This window comes from Pseudonocardia phyllosphaerae (assembly GCF_046546475.1).
Classification (GTDB): domain Bacteria; phylum Actinomycetota; class Actinomycetes; order Mycobacteriales; family Pseudonocardiaceae; genus Pseudonocardia; species Pseudonocardia phyllosphaerae.
Window position 1 is genome coordinate 178,328 of record NZ_JBKGXS010000005.1, and the last position, 17,805, is coordinate 196,132.

Genomic DNA, 17,805 nt, shown 5'->3' on the forward strand with positions numbered 1-17,805 from the left:
GGGTCAGGCCTTCTCGGCCCGCTCGACCAGCGCGGTCGCCATCCGGCGGCCGAGCTCGTCGGCGGCCAGCGGGCTGTCCCCGGTGATCACGTTGCGGTCGGTGGTGCAGGCGCCGGACATGTCGTCGTTGGCGATCCGCAGGCCGTTCTCGGCCAGCTTCTCCGCCAGCAGCCACGGCATCGGGCCGGGCAGGTAGCCGATGTCGACGTTCTGGCCGGCGTCGAGGGAGTCCGGGAAGACGCAGACCTCGTAGCCGTCGAACACCGACGACTCCCGGTCCAGCGTGGTCGCCAGGAACGCGGCCGGGCCGTGGCAGAGCGAGACGACCAGGCGGTCGTCGTTCATCGCCCACTCCAGCAGGTCGCGGACGTAGGGGCTGTCCGGCAGGCCGTTGAGCGCGCCGTGCCCGCCGGGCACGAACACCGCCAGGTAGTCGGAGTCGTCCAGCCCGCCGTCGACGACGTCGATCAGCGAGCGCGGCGAGCGCCACCGGTCGCGCAGGGTCGTCCAGGTCGCGGCGACGGCCTCGTCCTCACCGGGGTAGGCCCACCACTCGAACTTCGCGGGCTCGCCGGTCAGGGTGACGATCTCGACGTCGAACCCGGCCTCGAGGACGTGGTGCAGCGGCAGCAGCGTCTCCACCGGGTGGTTGCCCGTGGAGAACATCGAGCCGTTGCCCATGAGCAGGTAGCGCTCGTCGGTGGCCAGCACCAGGACCTTCCAGCGGCCGCCGGTGTAGGCGCCGCGCTCGGTCGCGAGCCCGGCGAAACCGGTGGTCGGAGCGGTGTAGGCGTTGAGGGAGAACGGCGACGGGAAGTACGCGGCGTCCTCGGCCTCGTCGGGGGTCGGCTGCTTGCTGAGTTCCTCGGTCACGGAGGTGGCCTACCCGTTGGGCCGCCCTCGGAATCGTTCACGCACTTGTCTTGACAAGTTGGTGGACCGGGGCGGGCCGTGGTGCGACGCTGGGGTCATGGTTGCTGCCACGCTCCCCGCCCGCTACGCCCGCTGGGACGGCCCCGGCGCGCCGTTCCGCGTCGTCGACGCCGACGTGCCGCGCGAGCCCGGGCCCGGCGAGGTCCTGGTGGCGATCGACCTGGCCACGGTGTGCGGCTCGGACCTGCACACCACCCGCGGGCGGCGGTCGTCGCCGGTCCCGGGGGTGCTCGGGCACGAGCAGGTCGGGCACGTCGTCGCGGCGGGGGAGGGCACCACGGTGGACCCCGGTGACCGGGTCGTCTGGTCGGTCGCCGCGAGCTGCGGGCACTGCCGCCGCTGCGCCCGCGGGATCCCGCAGAAGTGCACCGACCTGCTCAAGTACGGCCACCAGCCGCTCGACCCCGCACACCCGCTGACCGGCGGGTTCGCCACGCACTGCCTGCTCGCACCGGGCACGGCCGTCGAGGTCGTGCCCGACGCGGTGCCCGACGTCGTCGCCGCGCCCGCCTCGTGTGCCACGGCGACGGTGGCCGCCGTCCTCGACGCCGCCGGGCCGGTCGGGCCGGGGGACCGCGTGCTGGTCACCGGGGCCGGGATGCTCGGGCTGACCGCCACCGCGATGGCCGCCCGGGCCGGCGCCGAGGTGGTCGTGTCCGACCCGCACCCCGAGCGGCGCGCGCAGGCCGTCGCGTTCGGGGCGGCCGCCACCTGCGACGGCGCTCCGGGCGGTGTGGTCGACGTCGCCCTGGAGTTGTCCGGTGCGGCCGCCGCCGTGCGGACCTGTCTCGACAGGCTCGACGTCGGCGGCACGCTCGTGCTCGCCGGATCGGTGTCCCCGGGGCCCGCGGTCGAGCTCGACCCGGAGCGCGTGGTCCGCGGTCTGCACACCGTCACCGGCGTGCACAACTACGCGCCCCGCCACCTCGCCGCGGCGGTGGAGTTCCTGGTGGGCAACCACGACCGGTACCCGTTCGCGTCGCTGGTCGGTGGTCCCTACGCCCTCGACGACATCGACGCCGCCTTCGCCGCCGCAGGCCGCCCGGGTGCGGCCCCCCGCCAGGCGGTGCGCCCCTGAACCGGCGGCACCGGCGGCCGGCGGCACCGCATGATCGGCGGAGCCCGGATGCCGCATGATCGGCACGTTCGTGACAGGGCGGTCGCCGGGCGGCCGGTGCGTCACGAACGTAGCGATCATGGCGGTGCCGATCATGGTGGTGCCGTCCGGTGGGGCCCGCGATCATGACGGTGCGGTGCGGTGCTTTGCGGTGCGGCGCGGTGCCCCCCGGGGCGCCCTACTCCCGGGTGAACCCCGCCTGGCCGGAGCGGGAGTTGGTGATCGTGACCGTCGCCAGGTCGGGGCGGTAGCGGTCCTCGGAGAACTCCAGCGGCTCCCCGGCCGAGTTCCAGGTCAGCCGCCGCTCCCGCAGCAGCGGGTGGCCGACCTGCACCCGCAGCAGCTCCGCGTCGAGCTCGTCGGCGGCGACGGCGTCGAAGGTGTGCCGGGCCGCGTGCAGGTCGACGCCCTGGCTGGTGAGCAGCGCGTAGATGGAGCCCGCGTTCAGGTCGGCCTCCAGCAGCGAGCGCCCGACCTGCTCCACGAACGTCATCCGCTCCAGCATCGCGGGGCGGTCGTCGAGCAGCCGCAGCCGGACGAGCTGCACCGCGAAGTCCGCAGGCTCCAGGTCGAGGTTCGCCGCCACCGCGGAGTCCGGCCGGCGCAGAGCGATCTCGTGCAGCCGCTGGCCGGGGGTGTGCCCGGTCAGCTCGGCGCGCCGGGTGAACGACTGGAACGACTCGAACGGCTGCGCGGGCACGGCGTCGAGCACCACCGCCCGGCGGCCCTGCCCGCCACCGATGAGACCCTCGTCGCGCAGCGCGGCCAGCGCCTGGCGTACGGGCCCGCGGGAGGTCTCGAACTCCTCGCACAGCGCGGCCTCCGACGGCAGCATCTCGCCGACGCCGATCTCGCCGCCGCGGATGCGCGCGCGGAGCTCGGCGGCCAGGGTTCGGTGCAACGGTGTACCCACGAACCTGACTGTACAAGCCGGTGGTCATTCTGAGGGGACGACACAAGTCCTGCAGGTGAACAGGTATCGACTTGTATCTACAAGTGTTGCGAGGGGTTGCGGGCGGCTGCCACCGTCATCGTCGTGACCCCGAGAAGTGACCTCGTGATCGTCGGCGCCGGCGTCGTCGGCCTCGCCCATGCGGTGGAGGCCGTGGCCCGCGGGCTGTCGGTGACCGTGCTGGAGCGCGACGAGCGTGCCGTCGGCGCGTCGGTGCGCAACTTCGGCCACGGCTGCGTGACCGCCCAGACCGGCGACGCGCTCGCCTACGGCCGTCGTGGCCGCGACACCTGGCTGCGCCTGGGCAAGGAGGCGGGCTTCGCCGCCGACCAGACCGGCACCGTCGTCGTCGCCCGGTCCGCCGAGGAGCGTGCCGTGCTCGAGGAGTTCGGCGCGCAGCGCGGCGACGAGGTGCAGCTGCTGGATCCGGCGCAGGTCACCGCCCGGGTCCCGGTCGCCGCCGACGGCCTGCACGGCGGTGCGTTCCTGCCGCTGGACCTGCGGGTCGAGCAGCGTCGCGCGGTCGCCGCGATCGCCGCGTGGCTCGACGAGCAGCCCGGTGCCGAGGTCCGCTTCGGCTGCCCGGTGGTGGGGATCGACGGCGCGGCCGACGGCGCCGTCGTCCGCACCGGGCGCGGCGACGTGGCCGCGGGACAGGTCCTGGTCTGCGTCGGCCACGACGTCGACCGGCTCTTCCCGGACCTCGCCGACGAGGCCGGGCTGCGCCGGTGCGTCCTGCAGATGCTGCAGGTCCGGCCGGACCGGCCGCTGAGCGTCGGCCCTGCGGTGCTCACCGGCACCTCGATGCTGCGCTACTCCGCGATGGCCGGCACCACGGCCGCCGCGGCGCTGCGCGACAAGCTGACCCGCGAACGTCCGGAGCTGCCGGGCGCCGTGGTCAACCACATGTTCACCCAGCTCCCCGACGGCGACCTCGTCGTCGGGGACACCCACGCCTACGACCGCACCCCGGAGCCCTGGTCGTCGGAGTCCCTCGACGACCTGCTCCTGGCCGAGACCCGGGCCCTGCTCGGCACCGGCTTCACCGTGGTGCGCCGCTGGCAGGGCGTCTACGCCGACGCCCCCGGCGAGTTCCTGATCCGCCCCGCCGCCCCTGCCACGACGGCCGTGTCCGTCACCTCCGGGATCGGCATGACCACCGCGTTCGGCCTGGCACCCGCCGTGCTCGACCGCCTGCTCTGAGCCACCCTCTTCCTCCCAGGAGAACCCTGATGCGCACCCGCGTGCTCGCCGGCCTGCTGCTGGCCGCGAGCCTCACCCTGACCGCCTGCGGCGGCGGAGGTGGCGCCGCCTCCTCGCCCACCTGCCCGGACGGCAAGCTCACCCTCGGAGTCGAGCCGTTCGAGGACCCCGGCAAGCTCGTCCCGGCCGCGCGCCTGCTCGGTGACGCCGTCGGCAAGAAGCTGAACTGCCCGGTCGACGTGCAGGTCACCGAGGACTACGCCGCCGAGGTCCTCGCCATGCGCAACGACAAGCTCGACATCGGCATCTACGGCCCGCTGGGCTACGTGTTCGCCTCGCAGAAGGCCGGTGCCGAGGCCGTCGCGTCCTTCGGCACCGCCGACGGGAAGCTGTCGACCTACACCGGCGGGATCTGGGTCCCGAAGTCCTCCGACATCACCTCGGTGGCCCAGCTGCGCGGCCGCACCCTGGCCCTCGGCGCGGTCGGCTCCACCTCCGGCGACGCGCTGCCCCGCCAGGCACTCGTCGACGCCGGGCTGGGCAAGCCCGACGTCCGGGTCGACTACGCCGGCGGGCACCCGCAGGCGTTGCTGTCGCTGGCCAACGGCAAGACCGACGCCGCGGAGATCAACAGCCAGCAGCTGGCGACGGCGACGAAGGCGGGCACGTTCGACCCCTCGAAGTTCCGGCAGATCTGGAAGTCCGCGCCGATCCCCAACGACCCGGTGACCGTCCGGTCCTCGATGGACCCGCAGCTGCGCCAGGCCGTCGTCGACGCGCTGCTGCACCTGGACAAGCAGTCGGTGGGCCAGATGGCCGACCTGCTCGACGTCGAGCCGCCCGGCGCGCTGGTCCCGGCCTCGCAGCAGAACTACCAGCCGCTGTTCGAGCTCGCCCAGAAGCTCGGCCTGACCGAGAAGGACGCCGGCTGATGGCGGCCCCGATGCTGGAGATCGCCGGCGCCCGCGTGCGCTACGGCGACACCGAGATCCTGCACGGCGTCGACGTGCACGTGGCCGCGGGCGAGCTGCTCGCGGTGCTCGGCGCGAACGGCTGCGGCAAGTCCACCCTGCTGCGTGCCGCCGCCGGGCTGATCGGCGACGAGGGCGAGGTGTCCGGCGAGATCCGCGTCGACGGTCGCCCGCGCGGGCGCCTGGACGTAGCCCTGGTCTTCCAGAAGATCCACCTGGTGCCGCGGCTGACCGTGCTGGACAACGTCTGTGCCGGTGCACTCGGCCGGCTGCCGCTGCTGCGGTCGCTGCTGCCGGTGCAGTTCCCGAAGGCCGTCCGTGAGGAGGCCATGGGCTGCCTGGACCGGGTCGGCCTCGCCGACCGCGCCCACGACGTCGCCGGGTCGCTGTCCGGCGGCCAGCAGCAGCGGGTCGCGATCGCCCGGGCGCTGTGCCAGCGGGCCCGCGTCCTGCTCGCCGACGAGCCGGTGTCCGCGCTCGACCCGGCCGCCGCCGAGCAGGTACTCGGCCTGCTCGCCGAGCTCGCCCACACCGAGCACCTCGCGGTGCTCGCCGTCCTGCACCAGCCCGACCTCGCGGCCCGGCACGCCGACCGCGTCGTCGGGCTCCGATCCGGGGAGGTCGTGCTCGACGGCGACCCCGCCCAGCCCGTCGACCTGCTCTACCCCGACTCCGTCCTGGAGGTCACGCCGTGACCGTCGCCGCCCCGGAGGTCCGCAGCCTCCCCGTCCCGCCGCGGCCCCGCCGGCCGCGCACCACCGCCGTGATCGCCGTCGCCGCCGTCGTGCTGGTCGCCGTGCACGTCGTCGCCTGGCTGGTCACCGAGATGTCGTTCTCGACGCTGCTCGACGGCGTCGGCGGCATGGGCCGGTTCATCGCCGACGCCGTCCCGCCGGACGTGTCCTGGGACGTGCTGGGCCCCAGCCTGAACGGCGCCCTGGTCACGTTCTCGATGGGCCTGATGGGCACGACGCTGTCGATCCCGTTCGCGCTGGCACTGGCCCTGCTCGCCGCCCGCGGCACCGCGCCCGGCCCGGTCACCTACCAGGTCGCGCGCAACGTGCTGTCGTTCCTGCGCGCCGTCCCGGACGTCGTGTTCGCGCTGATCTTCGTGACCGCGGTCGGGCTCGGCCCGTTCCCCGGCGTGCTCGCGCTGGTCCTGCACAACGTCGGCGTCATGGGCAAGCTCTGGGCCGAGACCCTGGAGGACGCCGACCCGGGCCCGCCGACCGTGCTGCGCTCGGCCGGTGCCGGGAAGCTGCAGATCGCCACGCACGCCCTGCTGCCGTCGGTCGTCCCGCAGATGGTCGGGCTGCTGCTCTACCGGCTCGACGTCAACGTCCGTGCCTCGCTGGTGCTCGGCCTCGTCGGCGCCGGCGGTATCGGGTTCCTCATCAACCAGTCCATCCAGCTGTTCCGGTTCGACGAGATGCTCACCCACATCCTCGTCGTGCTGGTGCTGATCGTCGTCGTCGACCGGCTGTCCGCCCTGGTCCGCCGCCGCCTCGGGAGTGCCTCGTGACCGATTCCGTGCCCACCATCCGCCTGGCCGTCCTGGACATCGCCGGGACCACCGTCGACGAGGGCGGTGCGGTGTACCGCGTACTCGCCGCCGTTGCCACCGACGCCGGGCACCCGCCGGCCGATGCCGAGCTGCGCCGCTGGATGGGGGCCGACAAGCGGGCCGCGCTGGCCGCGCTGACCGGCACCGACGACGCCGAGCAGATCGAGCGGCTGCACGACGACTTCGTCGCTCGGCTGCACGAGGCCTACGCGGCGGCCCCGCCGGAGCCGCTGCCCGGGGTGCCCGCCGCGCTCGCGGCCCTGCGCGGCGCCGGGGCCTCGGTCGTGCTGACGACCGGGTTCGACCGCCAGGTCACCGGGCCGCTGCTCGCGGCGCTGCCGCGGGAGTTCACCGGCGAGCTCGACGGCGTGGTGTGCGCCGAGGAGGTCGGCGCCGGCCGGCCGGACCCGGCGATGATCCATCGCGCGATGGAGCTGACCGGGGTCACCGACCCGGCCGCGGTGCTCACCGCGGGCGACACCGTGCTCGACGTCGAGGCCGGGCGGAACGCGGGCGCCGCGCTCGTCGTCGGGGTGCTGTCCGGCGCCCAGACCCGCGACGAGCTCGGCGCGGCGTCCCCGACGCACGTCCTCGGAGGGGTCGCGGACCTGCCGGCGCTGCTGCAGGTCGCCCCGGCGGTCTGACCCGGAGAACACTCAAGCCCCCGAGAACCCCCGAGAACACGGAAGCCCCCCGAGAACGCGGAAGCGCCCGGCCCCGAACGGGGCCGGGCGCTTCTGCGTGAGCGCGCGGGTCGGTGGGCGCGGGTCAGCGACGGGCGTGCGCGAGTGTTCCGGCGCGGCGCGCGGCGCTGCGGTGGTGCAGCACCACCAGCGGCCGGACGAGCAGCGCGGCGGCGGCCAGCAGCAGTGTGACCGCGGGCGGCGCGACGGAGACCGACACGATCGTCGCAGCGGCCAGCAGGATCATCAGGACGGCGGCGAGCGCCACGGTCCGGGTCTGCGCCGGGCGCGGTTCGGGTGCGGCTCGGAACACCGCGACCACCTCCTGATCGAGCACGACCGAACAGACGAGTTCGGTCCGGCTAACTCTACGCCTCGGTGCGCCTCGTGCAAGTGGCCGATCGGTGGCGCGGGACGGTCGCGGTGGTGCTGCCGATCACATATCGTGGCCGGGCAGGTTCGACCGGCACGAGGAACGGCGCCACGAGGGCGCAGGAGGGGGTCGGGATGACCGCGGCGACCCCCACCGGACCGGCGCTCCGCTCGGCGTTCGACCCGCCCGCCCAGCACGTGCTGACCGTGCCGGTCAGCGACGAGCAGCGATTCGAGACCACCGCGGAGTTCCTGGCCGGCGGCCTGGTCGCGGGGGAGCGGGTCACGTTCTTCGACGACGGCTCGGCCGACGACGTCCTGGGGCGCATGCACGACGACGGCGTCGACCTGCACGGGCCGCTGCGCTCCGGGCAGCTGCAGCTGGCCCCGCCGGAGTCGACCCGGCACGCCGTGACCATGCCGCTGGACGAGGTCCCCGGCCTGGTCACCGCCACCGTCGACGGCGCGCTGGCCGACGGCTGGTCCGGGCTGCGCTTCACCGGCGAGACCTGCCACGCGCTCACCAACTCCGCCGAGTACCTGCTCGAGCACGACCACGTCGTCGCGACGACGATCGAGGGCCGCCCCGCCCGCGTGCTCTGCGTCTACGACCGGCTCCGGTTCCCCGAGCGCGTCGTCGCCGACATGTGTGCGGCGCACACCGTGCAGATCGAGCCCGTCCCGCTCTACGACGACAGCCTGCTCCGCATCACCACCGACGGCCCGGCGCGGGTCCGGCTGGCCGGGGAGGTCGACCACGCCAACCGCCCGCAGGTCCGCCGGGTGCTCGGGAGGCTGATCGACCGGCTGCTGCGCGGCGACGAGGTCCCCGACGAGGAGGCCGAGGCCGGTGTGCTGGTCGCGGACCTGTCCGCGCTGCGGTTCTGCGACGTCGCCGCCGCGGTGAGCGTCGTGCACGCCGCCGCGGAGCTGCCGGTGACCCTGCGGCTGCGGCTCGACCACGTGCGGCCCGGCGTCGCGCGGCTGCTCGACCGGTGCGGTTCGGCGTTCGCGCCGCAGCTCGACGTGCGGGTCCGGGAGCGCAGCCCGCTGACCGGGGCGCAGGCCCGCGAGCTCGGGGCGGGCGCGGCGTGAGCACCACCGCCGGCGCACCGGGTGTCACCGGTCTCTGCCATGCCGTCTGCCGCTACGACGACGAGGCGGGCCTGCTCGACGAGCTGACCGCGCAGGCGTTGTCCGCGTTGCGTTCCGGGGGCGGGGTCGCGGTCGGGCTGCGCCCGGTGACCGAGGTGGCGCTGCGCAGGCGGATCGCCGCCGAGCTGGGGGCCGACGCCGTCGCCGGGCTGATCCGGCTGCCGCGCGACCCGGGGCCGGACGGGCCGTCCGGGCAGACCGATGCCGCGCTCGTCGCCCGCCGGCTGCGGGCGCACCTGGACTCCGCGGGCGGGCCGCTGACCGTGCTCACCGAACCCGACGGCGTCCTCGGTGACGCGGCCGGGGTCTACCGGTGCGAGGTCGAGGCGGCGGTGGACGTCGCACTGGCCCCGCTGCCGGTGCTGCTGGTGTGCTTCGTGCCCCGCGCCGCGCACGGGTCACCCGCCGAGCTCGCCGAGCGGGCGCACCCGGTGGAGCTCGTCGGCGGTGTCCTGCGGCGCCGGCCGGGGCACCCCGACCCCCGCGGGCTGCTCGGTGCCTGCCCGGCACCGGTTCCGGCCGCGCTCGGGCCGCCGGTCACCGACCTGCCGTTCGACGCCGTCCACCTCAGCGAGGTCCGCCGGGCCGTCACCGGCGCGCTGCACGGGCAGGGCTTCGGGCCGGCCCGCACCGAGGACGTCACTGTCGCGGTGAACGAGGTCGCGACGAACGCGGTGCACCACGGCTGCGGCCCGGCCCGGCTGATGGTGTGGACCCCCGGCGACGACGTCGTCTGCGAGGTGCACGACACCGGCCGGCTCGGCGACCCGCTGCCCGGCCTCGCGCCGCCGGACCCGGCCGCCGACCACGGCCGCGGCATCTGGATCGCCCGCCAGCTCTGCGACGTCCTGCACGTCTGGGGCGACGACGAGGGCACGCACGTCCGGATCCGCGCCGCCGCCTGACCGCGCTGCGGGGCGCCCCGCAGCGGCCGGGATCGGCGGCGGCCGAGCTCAGCGGGTGTCGAGCGCCAGGTAGGACTCCACCATCCGGCCGCTGGGGAACCCCGCCGACCGGCCGCTGGCGCCGTTCCACTTGTAGATCATGTCGTCGAGCTCGGTCATGTGCGCGGTCTGACTCTCGTGCGCGCGCAGCGCGGCGATCTTGCGGTCGATGACGTCGGTGATGTCGACGTGCCGCGCCGTCTCCGGCGTCGTCCCGTCCGGGGCGCCGATGATCCACGTCTCGGGCACGGTGTGTGCCTCGACGTCGGCCAGCTCGGGGTAGGCGAACGGGTTGCGCGCGTCGGGGTAGACCGCGCACATCGCGGCCTCTCCGGTGGCCGTGTGGTCGGGGTGGCTGCCGTACATGCTGTGCAGGTCGCGGACCGGCTGCGGGATCACGACGCGGTCCGGGCGCACCTCGCGGATCACCCGGGCGAGGTCGCGGCGCAGCTCCAGGGTGACGGTGACCCGGCCGTCGGAGTAGCCGAGGAACCGCACGTCGGTGACCCCGACGGCGGCCGCGGCGGCCCGCTGCTCGGCCTGCCGGATGCCGCCGATCTCCGAGCGCGGGACGGCCGGGTCGAACCCGCCCGCGTCGCCGTCGGTCACCAGGCAGTACGTCACGTCGACGCCGGCGTCGGTCCAGACGGCGACGGTCCCGCTGCACGAGAAGTCGATGTCGTCCGGATGCGCGGCGATCACCAGGGCGCGTTCGATGCCGGTGTGCGCGCGGTCGTCACGGGCGGTGCGGTCGGCACTGCCGGCGCTGTCGGCACTGCCGGCACTGCCGGCACTGCCGGCACTGCCGGCGCTGCCGGCGCTGCCGGTGCTGTCGGTGCTGTCGGTGCTGTCGGTGCTGTCGGCACTGCCGGGGCTGGGGTCGGTCACGGCCCCATCCGACCACCACCCGCGACGACCGGCGCGCCCGGGTCAGTAGTCGCCGGTCTGGCGCTCGACGCCCTGCTGGAACTCCTGCCGGCACTGCTGGACCTGCGACTGGTCGGCACCGGCCCGCTCGAGGCAGTTGACGAGCTGGTCGCCGCCGAAGCTGGTGAACGCGGTCCAGGCGCCGAGCACCACCAACGCGGTGAGCAGCACGCCGAGCACGCCGAGGACCAGCCCGGTGATCGGCAGCGCCTTGCTGCTCGCCGGGTTCTTCTTCGCGCGGGCGAGCCCGATGATGCCGAGCGCGATCGCGATGAGCCCGAGGACGCCGCCGATGAGGACGAGCCCGAGCAGGAGCGCCAGGATCCCGAAGATCAGCGCCGCGATGCCCATCCCGTTGCGGGGGGTCGCAAAGCCCTGCCCGTAGTCGTAGCCCTGGTCGGGGTAGCCCTGTTGCGGGTAGCCCGGCGGGTATCCGGGCTGCTCCGGGTATCCCGCCGGCTGCTGCGCGTACTGCTGCTGCCGGCCGCCGTACTCCTGCGCCCCGCCGTACTGCTGGTCGCCGTACTGCTGTGCCCCGCCGTACTGCTGCTGGTCGGGAGCCTGCTGCGGGTACTGCTCCTGCGGATAGCGCTGCGTCGGCTGGTCGCCGGGCTGGGGCTCGCCCGGATACTGGCCCGGGTCCCGGGGTGGGGTGCTCACGCGGTCGCCTCCTGGTCGTCGGGGAGCGTCGGGGCCCGTCCGCGGTCTCCCGGACGCCGGCACCCCGCCCGGCCGGCGCCGGTGGTCGTGTCCCTCGTGTCTCGATGGTCCCGGTTCGCCTCCGGCGTCGCCACCCAACGCGCCCGCGGCCCCCGTGTGAGCCTGCAACATGAATGTAAGGTCCGTAGGCGTGACACGGTCCTGACACGTGGTCCAGACTGTGCGGCGTGAGCGTGCATTCCACCGACCCCGTCCCCGCCCTCGACGACGTGCTGACCGAGCGCGCCGTGGAGCGCGTGCGCCGCTGGACCGGCACCACCGGAGACCAGGCGACCGGCGACTCCGGCGGCCGTCCCATCGGGGACCGGGCCACCGGCGACAAGGCCACCGACGACGCCACCCAGCGGCTCGCCGCGCTGATGCACGACCCCGCCGGGGTCGACTTCACGCTGCGCTTCGTCGACCGCGTCGCCCGGCCCGCCGACGACCGCGTCGCCGCTCGTGAGCTGTCGCGCCTCGCCGGGTCCGGTGCCGACCTGCCCGCGTTCGTCGGTGGCCTGGACCGGCTGCTCCTGCAGGCCGGTGGCCGCCTCGCGACGGCGCTGCCGCACGTCGTCGTCCCGGCCGCGCGCGCCCGGCTGCGCCAGCTCGTCGGCCACCTCGTCGTCGACGCCGGCGGGCGCGCCCTGTCCCAGCGGCTCGACGCCGCGACCCGGGAGGGCTACCGGCTCAACCTCAACCTGCTCGGCGAGGCCGTGCTCGGCGAGGCCGAGGCCGACCGGCGCCTGGACCGCACCCTGGAGCTGCTGAACCGTCCGGGTGTGGACCACGTGTCGGTGAAGGCGTCCTCGGTCGCCTCGCAGCTGGTGCACTGGGACCACGACGGCAGCCGCGACCGTCTCGTGAAGCGGCTCGAGCCGCTCTACCGCGCCGCCCGGGCCCGCGGGGTCTTCGTCAACCTCGACATGGAGGAGTACAAGGACCTCGACCTCACGGTCTCGCTGTTCACCACGCTGCTCTCGCGCCCCGAGCTGCGCGACCTCCCGGCCGGAATCGTGCTGCAGGGCTACCTGCCCGACTCGGTCGCCGCGCTGGACGAGCTGGGCGAGTTCGCCGCCCGCCGCGCCGCCGACGGCGGTGCCCCGATCAAGGTGCGCCTGGTCAAGGGCGCGAACCTGGCGATGGAGAAGGTCGACGGCGAGCTGCACGACTGGCCGCAGACGCCGTTCTCGACCAAGGCCGAGGTCGACGCCAACTACGTCCGCCTGCTCGACCGCGCCATCGGTGGCCACCGGGTCGCAGGCGGCGCCGCGATCGACGGGCGGCACCCGCTGCGCCTCGGTGTCGCCAGCCACCACCTGCACCACGTCGCGCTCGCCCTGGAGCTGGCGGAGGCCCGCGGCGCCCGCGCGCAGATCGACGTCGAGATGCTGCAGGGCATGGCGCCCGCGTTCGCCCGCGCCGTCTCCGGCGACCTGCCCGCCGACGGCCCCGGCTCGAAGCTGGTGCTCTACACCCCGGTCGTGCACCGCGGCGACTTCGACACCGCGGTGTCCTACCTGGTCCGGCGGCTGGAGGAGAACGCGTCGCCGGAGAACTACCTCTACACGCTGTTCGCCCCGGACTCCGGGCCCGCCGCCTACCGGGAGCGGTTCCTGGACTCGGTGCGCGACCGCGACGCCGTGCCGGACACCCCGCGCCGTACCCAGGACCGGCTCGTCGAGGCCCCCGCGGAGAAGGACGGCCCGCTGCCCGGCGGCCCGGTCGAGCCCGGGTTCCGCAACGAGCCCGACACCGACCCGTCGCTGGCCGCGAACCGCGAGTGGGCCCGCCGTGCGGTCACCACGACCGCGCCGCGCGTCGCGACCCCGGTGGTCACCGACCCGGCCGAGGTCGACGCCGCGATCGCCCGCGCGCAGGCGTCCGGCTGGGCCGCGGTGCCCGCGACGGAGCGGGCCGCGATCCTGCGCCGGGCCGCCCGCGCGCTGGCCGCCGCCCGCGGCGAGCTGCTCACCGTCATGATCGACGAGGGCGGCAAGACCGTCGCCGAGGCCGACCCGGAGATCTCCGAGGCGATCGACTTCGCCGCGTACTACGCCGAGCGGGCCGAGGAGCTCGACGGTGCCCCGTTCACCCCGGACCGGGTCGTCGCGATCACGCCGCCGTGGAACTTCCCGGTCGCGATCCCGCTGGGTGGCTGTCTCGCGGCGCTGGCCGCGGGCGCCCCGGCGATCATGAAGCCGGCCCCGCAGGTGCAGCGGTGCGCCGAGGTCGGCGTCGCTGCCCTGCACCGCGGCGGCATCCCGGCGGAGGCGCTGCAGCTGCTGCCCACCGACGAGGCCGACGCCGGACGCCGGCTGGTCACCCACCCCGAGGTCGACCGGGTCGTGCTCACCGGGTCCTCGGAGACCGCGGCTCTGTTCCGCTCGTGGCGCCCGGACCTGAACCTGGTCGCCGAGACCAGCGGCAAGAACGCGCTGATCATCACCCCGGCCGCGGACCCGGACCTGGCCGTCGCGGACCTGGTGCGCTCGGCGTTCGGGCATGCCGGGCAGAAGTGCTCGGCGGCGTCGCTGGGCATCCTCGTCGGGCCGGCCGCGACCGGGTCGCGGACCGGGCGGCGGCTGCGCCGCCAGCTCGTCGACGCCGTCCGGACCCTGCGCGTGGGACCCGGCTCGGACCTGTCGACGACGATGGGCCCGCTGGTCGACGAGCCGTCGGACAAGCTGGTCCGGGCGCTGACCACGCTGGAGCCGGGGGAGCGGTGGCTGGTCGAGCCGCGCCGCATCGGCGAGAAGCTCTGGACCCCGGGTGTGCGGCTGTGGGTGAAGCCGGGCAGCTGGTTCCACCGCACCGAGTGCTTCGGCCCGGTGCTGGGCCTGATGGCCGCCCGCGACCTGGACCAGGCCATCGACTGGCAGAACGACACCGGCTTCGGCCTCACCGGCGGCATCCACTCGCTCGACGAGGACGAGATCGCCCGGTGGACCGAGCGCGCCGAGGTCGGCAACGGCTACGTCAACCGGCACATCACCGGCGCCATCGTGCAGCGGCAGTCGTTCGGGGGCTGGAAGGGCTCGGTCATCGGGCCGGGTGCCAAGCCCGGCGGCCCGAACTACGTCGCCCAGTTCGGCTCCTGGCACGACGGCCCCGGCACCGTCACCGCCCCGGCGGACGCGCCGGCACCGTCGGCCGCCGCGGCGCGGGTGCTGTCCGCCGCGGGCGCGGTGTCCGACGCCGACCGGGACCGTCTGGAGCGTGCCGCGGCCTCGGACGCGGCCGCCTGGCGTGACGAGTTCTCGGTCGAGCACGACCCGACCGGGCTGGCCGCGGAGTCCAACGTGTTCCGCTACCGGCCGCTGCCCGGGCTCGCCGTGTGGGCGGGTGAGGACGCGACCCGCGCCGACGTGCTGCGGGTGCTGCTCGCCGCCGCGACGGCCGGTGTCCCGGTCCGGCTGCACGGTCCCGGCACCCCGGACGGCCCGCTGCCCGGCGCCACCCGCGGCGGCGACGTGCTCGAGCCGGTCAACGGGGAGCGGATCCGCACCGTGGGCACCGTGCCCGATGAGCTGCGGGTCGCCGCGGCGCAGGCGGGCGCGTCGATCGTGGACGCACCGGTGCTCGTCGACGGCCGCCGGGAGCTGCTGACCGTGCTGCGTGAGCAGGCGATCAGCCGGACCCGGCACCGTTTCGGGCACATCGAGCAGCGCGGCTAGTTCCCGTATCGGGAAGCGGCGCCGGTACCGGACACGGGGCCGGGTCCCGGGATACGGTCGGATCATGGTGCTGCGAGCCCGCGACGTCATGACCGAGCGCGTCGTCTCCGTGTGGGCCGACGCCCCGCTGTCCCGGGCCCGGGACCGGATGGCGGAGTTCCGCTACTCCGCCCTGCCGGTCGTCGACCGGCGGTACGCGCTGGTCGGAATGATCAGCCTGGTCGACGTCCTGCGGCACCGCGACGACCCGGACGCCACCGTCGCCGACGCGATGACCGTCGACGTGGTGTGGCTGCGGCCGGGCTCGACGCTGACGATGCTGGCCCAGGAGATGCGCTCCTACGGCGAGCTGCGGGTCGTCCCGATCGTCGACCGGGACATCCTGGTCGGCGTCGTCACCCGCAGCGACGTGCTGCGCGGCGCCCAGGACGACAGCCGGGTCGGCCGGGCCACCCGCTGGCTGCGCGGGAAGGGCACGACCGGGGGCACGCGGCCCGAGGCGCTCGCACCGCGCGGCGCCGGCCGGATCCACGGCCGGGACATGACGACGCTGACCGTCGCTGACGTGATGACCGACCACGGCCTGGTCACCGTGTCGCCGTGGACGCCGGTGGAGGAGGTCGCGGACACGCTGCTGGCGTTCCGCTACACCGCCCTGCCGGTCGTCCTCGACGACGGGCGGCTCGACGGCATCGTGTCCGAGGCCGACCTGATGAGCGGCGCCCTGCAGGCCGGGCGGCGCAGCCGGCCGCGGACCGCCGCGGAGGTCATGACCCGCGACATCGAGGTGCTCGGCCCCGACGAGCCGCTGCTCAACGCGGAGGGATTGCTGGTCAAGCGCGGTTTCCGGGTCGTCCCGGTGATCGACGACCGGGACCGGCTGATCGGGATGATCAGCCGCAGCGACCTGCTGTGAGCGCAGCCGTGAGCGTCAGTCCCGCAGGGTGAGCGCGATGCCGCGCCCGGCCTGCCGCCCGGAGAACAGGCACCCGCCGAGGAACGTTCCCTCCAGCGACCGGTAGCCGTGCACCCCGCCACCGCCGAACCCGGCCACCTCCCCGGCCGCCCACAGCCCGGGTACCGGGGCGCCTGAGTCGTCGAGGACCCGGCCGGAGAGGTCGGTCTGCAGCCCGCCGAGCGTCTTGCGGGTGAGCACGTGCAGCCGGATCGCGATCAGCGGCCCGGCGGCGGGGTCGAGCAGCGCGTGCGGCGGCGCGGTGCGGGCCAGCTTCTCGCCGAGCGTGCGGCGGGCGTTGTGGATCGACACGACCTGCAGGTCCTTCGCGAACGGGTTCGCCAGCTGCCGGTCCCGGGCGAGTACCTGGCGGCGGACCTCGGCGGCGTCGATCTCCGGGGCGCCGCCGGTGAGGTCGTTCATCCGCCCGACCAGGGTGTCGAGGTCGTCGGCGACGACGAAGTCGCTGCCGGAGTCCAGGAACGCCTGCACCGGCCCTGGCATCCCGGGCCGCACCCGTCCGAGCGTGGCGCGCAGGTCCTTGCCGGTCACGTCGGGGTTCTGCTCGGACCCGGACAGCGCGATCTCCTTCTCCGCGATCGCGCGGGTCAGCACGAACCAGGAGTGGTCGTGGCCGGTGGCGCGCAGCGCGGCGAGGGTGCCGAGGGTGTCGAAGCCGGGGAAGTTCGGGGCAGGCAGCCGCTGCCCGGTCGCGTCCAGCCACAGCGACGACGGCCCGGGGATGATCCGGATGCCGTGCGCTGGCCAGACGGGGGAGTGGTCGGCGACGCCCTCGGTGTAGTGCCACATGCGGTCCGGGTTCACGATCCGCCCGCCCGCCGCGGCGGTGATGGCCAGCATGCGGCCGTCGACGTAGTCGGGGACGCCGGTGATCATGTGCGCGGGCGGGGTGCCGAGCCGGTCCGGCCAGTTCGCGCGGACGAGGTCGTGGTCGCCGCCGATCCCGCCGGAGGTGACGAGCACGGCCGGTGCCCGGAACGTGAACTCGCCGATCACGTCCCGGTCGGCGGGCGGTGCGCCGCGCGTGGCGCGGTCGGCGGCCAGCACCGCGCCCTCGACGCCCTGCACGGTGCCGCCGGAGGTGACCAGTGCGTCGACCCGGTGCCGGAACCCGAAGGTGACCCGGCCGGCGTCGGCGTGCGCGGCGACACGGCGCAGGAACGGCTCCAGCACACCGGGCCCGGTGCCCCAGGTGAGGTGGAACCGCGGCACCGAGTTGCCGGGGCCGTCGGCGAGGTGCCCGCCGCGCTCGGCCCACCCGACGACCGGCAGCCACCGCACGCCCTGGCCGTGCAGCCATGCCCGCTTCTCACCGGAGGCGAAGTGCACGTACGCGGTCGCCCACTGCCGCGCCCAGAAGTCCGGGCCGGCCGGGTCGTCGGCGCCGCGGTCGAACCCGGCGGTCCCGAGCCAGTCCGACAGCGCCAGCTCCTCCGAGTCGTGGATGCCGGTGCGGCGCTGCTCCGGGGTGCCGACGAGGAACAGCCCGCCGAGCGACCAGAACGCCTGCCCGCCCAGGTTCTGCTCGGAGGTCTGGTCGAGGACCAGGACGCGCTTCCCGGCGTCGGCGAGCTCGGCGGTGGCGACGAGCCCGGCGAGACCGGCCCCGACCACGATGACATCGGCGTCCAC

General features: G+C 75.0%; 16 protein-coding genes. 10 read left to right on the top strand and 6 right to left on the bottom strand.

Annotated features, from left to right (window positions below; genetic code table 11):
* Positions 1 to 3: 3 nt before the first annotated feature.
* Positions 4 to 873: a glyoxalase III HchA gene (gene hchA, locus ACLE50_RS12920; protein ID WP_410943742.1), complete on the bottom strand. Its 870-nt coding sequence runs from the start codon at positions 871 to 873 to the stop codon at positions 4 to 6.
* Positions 874 to 970: 97 nt separating this feature from the next.
* On the opposite strand from hchA, the gene ACLE50_RS12925 reads away from it, so the two are divergent.
* Complete coding sequence (locus ACLE50_RS12925) at positions 971 to 2,011, top strand: alcohol dehydrogenase catalytic domain-containing protein (protein ID WP_410943743.1); 1,041 nt, start codon at positions 971 to 973, stop codon at positions 2,009 to 2,011.
* A gap of 217 nt (positions 2,012 to 2,228) precedes the next feature.
* Here ACLE50_RS12925 and ACLE50_RS12930 read toward each other — a convergent pair whose 3' ends face one another.
* On the bottom strand, positions 2,229 to 2,963 hold the full coding sequence (locus tag ACLE50_RS12930) for a GntR family transcriptional regulator (protein WP_410943744.1): 735 nt from the start codon (positions 2,961 to 2,963) through the stop codon (positions 2,229 to 2,231).
* 123 nt (positions 2,964 to 3,086) lie between these two features.
* Between ACLE50_RS12930 and ACLE50_RS12935 the strand changes: the two genes are divergently transcribed.
* Genes ACLE50_RS12935 through ACLE50_RS12955 form a run of 5 tightly spaced genes read left to right on the top strand, consistent with a single transcriptional unit; the run spans position 3,087 to position 7,384 of the window.
* On the top strand, positions 3,087 to 4,205 hold the full coding sequence (locus ACLE50_RS12935; protein ID WP_410943745.1) for a TIGR03364 family FAD-dependent oxidoreductase: 1,119 nt from the start codon (positions 3,087 to 3,089) through the stop codon (positions 4,203 to 4,205).
* A 29-nt stretch (positions 4,206 to 4,234) separates the two neighbouring features.
* A complete protein-coding gene (locus ACLE50_RS12940; RefSeq protein ID WP_410943746.1) occupies positions 4,235 to 5,137 on the top strand; it encodes a phosphate/phosphite/phosphonate ABC transporter substrate-binding protein in 903 nt (300 codons plus the stop codon).
* Positions 5,137 to 5,871, top strand: coding sequence for a phosphonate ABC transporter ATP-binding protein (locus tag ACLE50_RS12945; protein WP_410943747.1), 735 nt, complete (start codon positions 5,137 to 5,139; stop codon positions 5,869 to 5,871). The genes ACLE50_RS12940 and ACLE50_RS12945 overlap by 1 nt, the downstream gene beginning before the upstream one ends.
* Positions 5,868 to 6,698: a phosphonate ABC transporter, permease protein PhnE gene (gene phnE, locus ACLE50_RS12950; protein ID WP_410943748.1), complete on the top strand. Its 831-nt coding sequence runs from the start codon at positions 5,868 to 5,870 to the stop codon at positions 6,696 to 6,698. The genes ACLE50_RS12945 and phnE overlap by 4 nt, the downstream gene beginning before the upstream one ends.
* Complete coding sequence (locus tag ACLE50_RS12955) at positions 6,695 to 7,384, top strand: phosphonatase-like hydrolase (RefSeq protein ID WP_410943749.1); 690 nt, start codon at positions 6,695 to 6,697, stop codon at positions 7,382 to 7,384. The genes phnE and ACLE50_RS12955 overlap by 4 nt, the downstream gene beginning before the upstream one ends.
* Before the next feature lie 124 nt (positions 7,385 to 7,508).
* Here the strand turns inward: ACLE50_RS12955 and ACLE50_RS12960 are convergent, their stop codons facing one another.
* Positions 7,509 to 7,760 carry a hypothetical protein gene (locus ACLE50_RS12960; protein ID WP_410943750.1) on the bottom strand — a complete coding sequence of 84 codons (252 nt, stop codon included), beginning with the start codon at positions 7,758 to 7,760 and terminating at the stop codon, positions 7,509 to 7,511.
* Between the two features lie 170 nt (positions 7,761 to 7,930).
* Here ACLE50_RS12960 and ACLE50_RS12965 point away from each other — a divergent pair, with 170 nt between their 5' ends.
* Together ACLE50_RS12965 and ACLE50_RS12970 are read left to right on the top strand one after the other, a co-directional pair.
* A complete protein-coding gene (locus ACLE50_RS12965) occupies positions 7,931 to 8,890 on the top strand; it encodes an MEDS domain-containing protein (protein ID WP_410943751.1) in 960 nt (319 codons plus the stop codon).
* Positions 8,887 to 9,855: an ATP-binding protein gene (locus ACLE50_RS12970; RefSeq protein WP_410943752.1), complete on the top strand. Its 969-nt coding sequence runs from the start codon at positions 8,887 to 8,889 to the stop codon at positions 9,853 to 9,855. Before ACLE50_RS12965 ends, ACLE50_RS12970 begins: the two co-directional genes overlap by 4 nt.
* Positions 9,856 to 9,903: 48 nt before the next feature.
* Here the strand turns inward: ACLE50_RS12970 and ACLE50_RS12975 are convergent, their stop codons facing one another.
* The gene (locus tag ACLE50_RS12975) at positions 9,904 to 10,782 is read right to left on the bottom strand and encodes a PIG-L deacetylase family protein (RefSeq protein WP_410943753.1); all 879 of its coding nucleotides are present in this window, start codon (positions 10,780 to 10,782) and stop codon (positions 9,904 to 9,906) included.
* A gap of 42 nt (positions 10,783 to 10,824) precedes the next feature.
* Positions 10,825 to 11,481, bottom strand: a complete 657-nt coding sequence (locus tag ACLE50_RS12980) for a hypothetical protein (RefSeq protein WP_410943754.1) — start codon at positions 11,479 to 11,481, stop codon at positions 10,825 to 10,827.
* 227 nt (positions 11,482 to 11,708) lie between these two features.
* Between ACLE50_RS12980 and ACLE50_RS12985 the strand changes: the two genes are divergently transcribed.
* The gene (locus tag ACLE50_RS12985) at positions 11,709 to 15,197 is read left to right on the top strand and encodes a proline dehydrogenase family protein (protein WP_410943755.1); all 3,489 of its coding nucleotides are present in this window, start codon (positions 11,709 to 11,711) and stop codon (positions 15,195 to 15,197) included.
* A gap of 64 nt (positions 15,198 to 15,261) precedes the next feature.
* Positions 15,262 to 16,113 carry a CBS domain-containing protein gene (locus ACLE50_RS12990; RefSeq protein WP_410943756.1) on the top strand — a complete coding sequence of 284 codons (852 nt, stop codon included), beginning with the start codon at positions 15,262 to 15,264 and terminating at the stop codon, positions 16,111 to 16,113.
* Positions 16,114 to 16,128: 15 nt separating this feature from the next.
* Here ACLE50_RS12990 and ACLE50_RS12995 read toward each other — a convergent pair whose 3' ends face one another.
* Complete coding sequence (locus ACLE50_RS12995; protein WP_410943757.1) at positions 16,129 to 17,805, bottom strand: FAD-binding dehydrogenase; 1,677 nt, start codon at positions 17,803 to 17,805, stop codon at positions 16,129 to 16,131.

Bases quoted from the DNA above. Each gene is read 5' to 3' on its own strand.
- ACLE50_RS12945 (WP_410943747.1), top strand. From the start codon at position 5,137: ATGGCGGCCCCGATGCTGGAGATCGCCGGCGCCCGCGTGCGCTACGGC.
- ACLE50_RS12925 (WP_410943743.1), top strand. From the start codon at position 971: ATGGTTGCTGCCACGCTCCCCGCCCGCTACGCCCGCTGGGACGGCCCC.
- ACLE50_RS12990 (WP_410943756.1), top strand. From the start codon at position 15,262: ATGGTGCTGCGAGCCCGCGACGTCATGACCGAGCGCGTCGTCTCCGTG.
- ACLE50_RS12965 (WP_410943751.1), top strand. From the start codon at position 7,931: ATGACCGCGGCGACCCCCACCGGACCGGCGCTCCGCTCGGCGTTCGAC.
- ACLE50_RS12940 (WP_410943746.1), top strand. From the start codon at position 4,235: ATGCGCACCCGCGTGCTCGCCGGCCTGCTGCTGGCCGCGAGCCTCACC.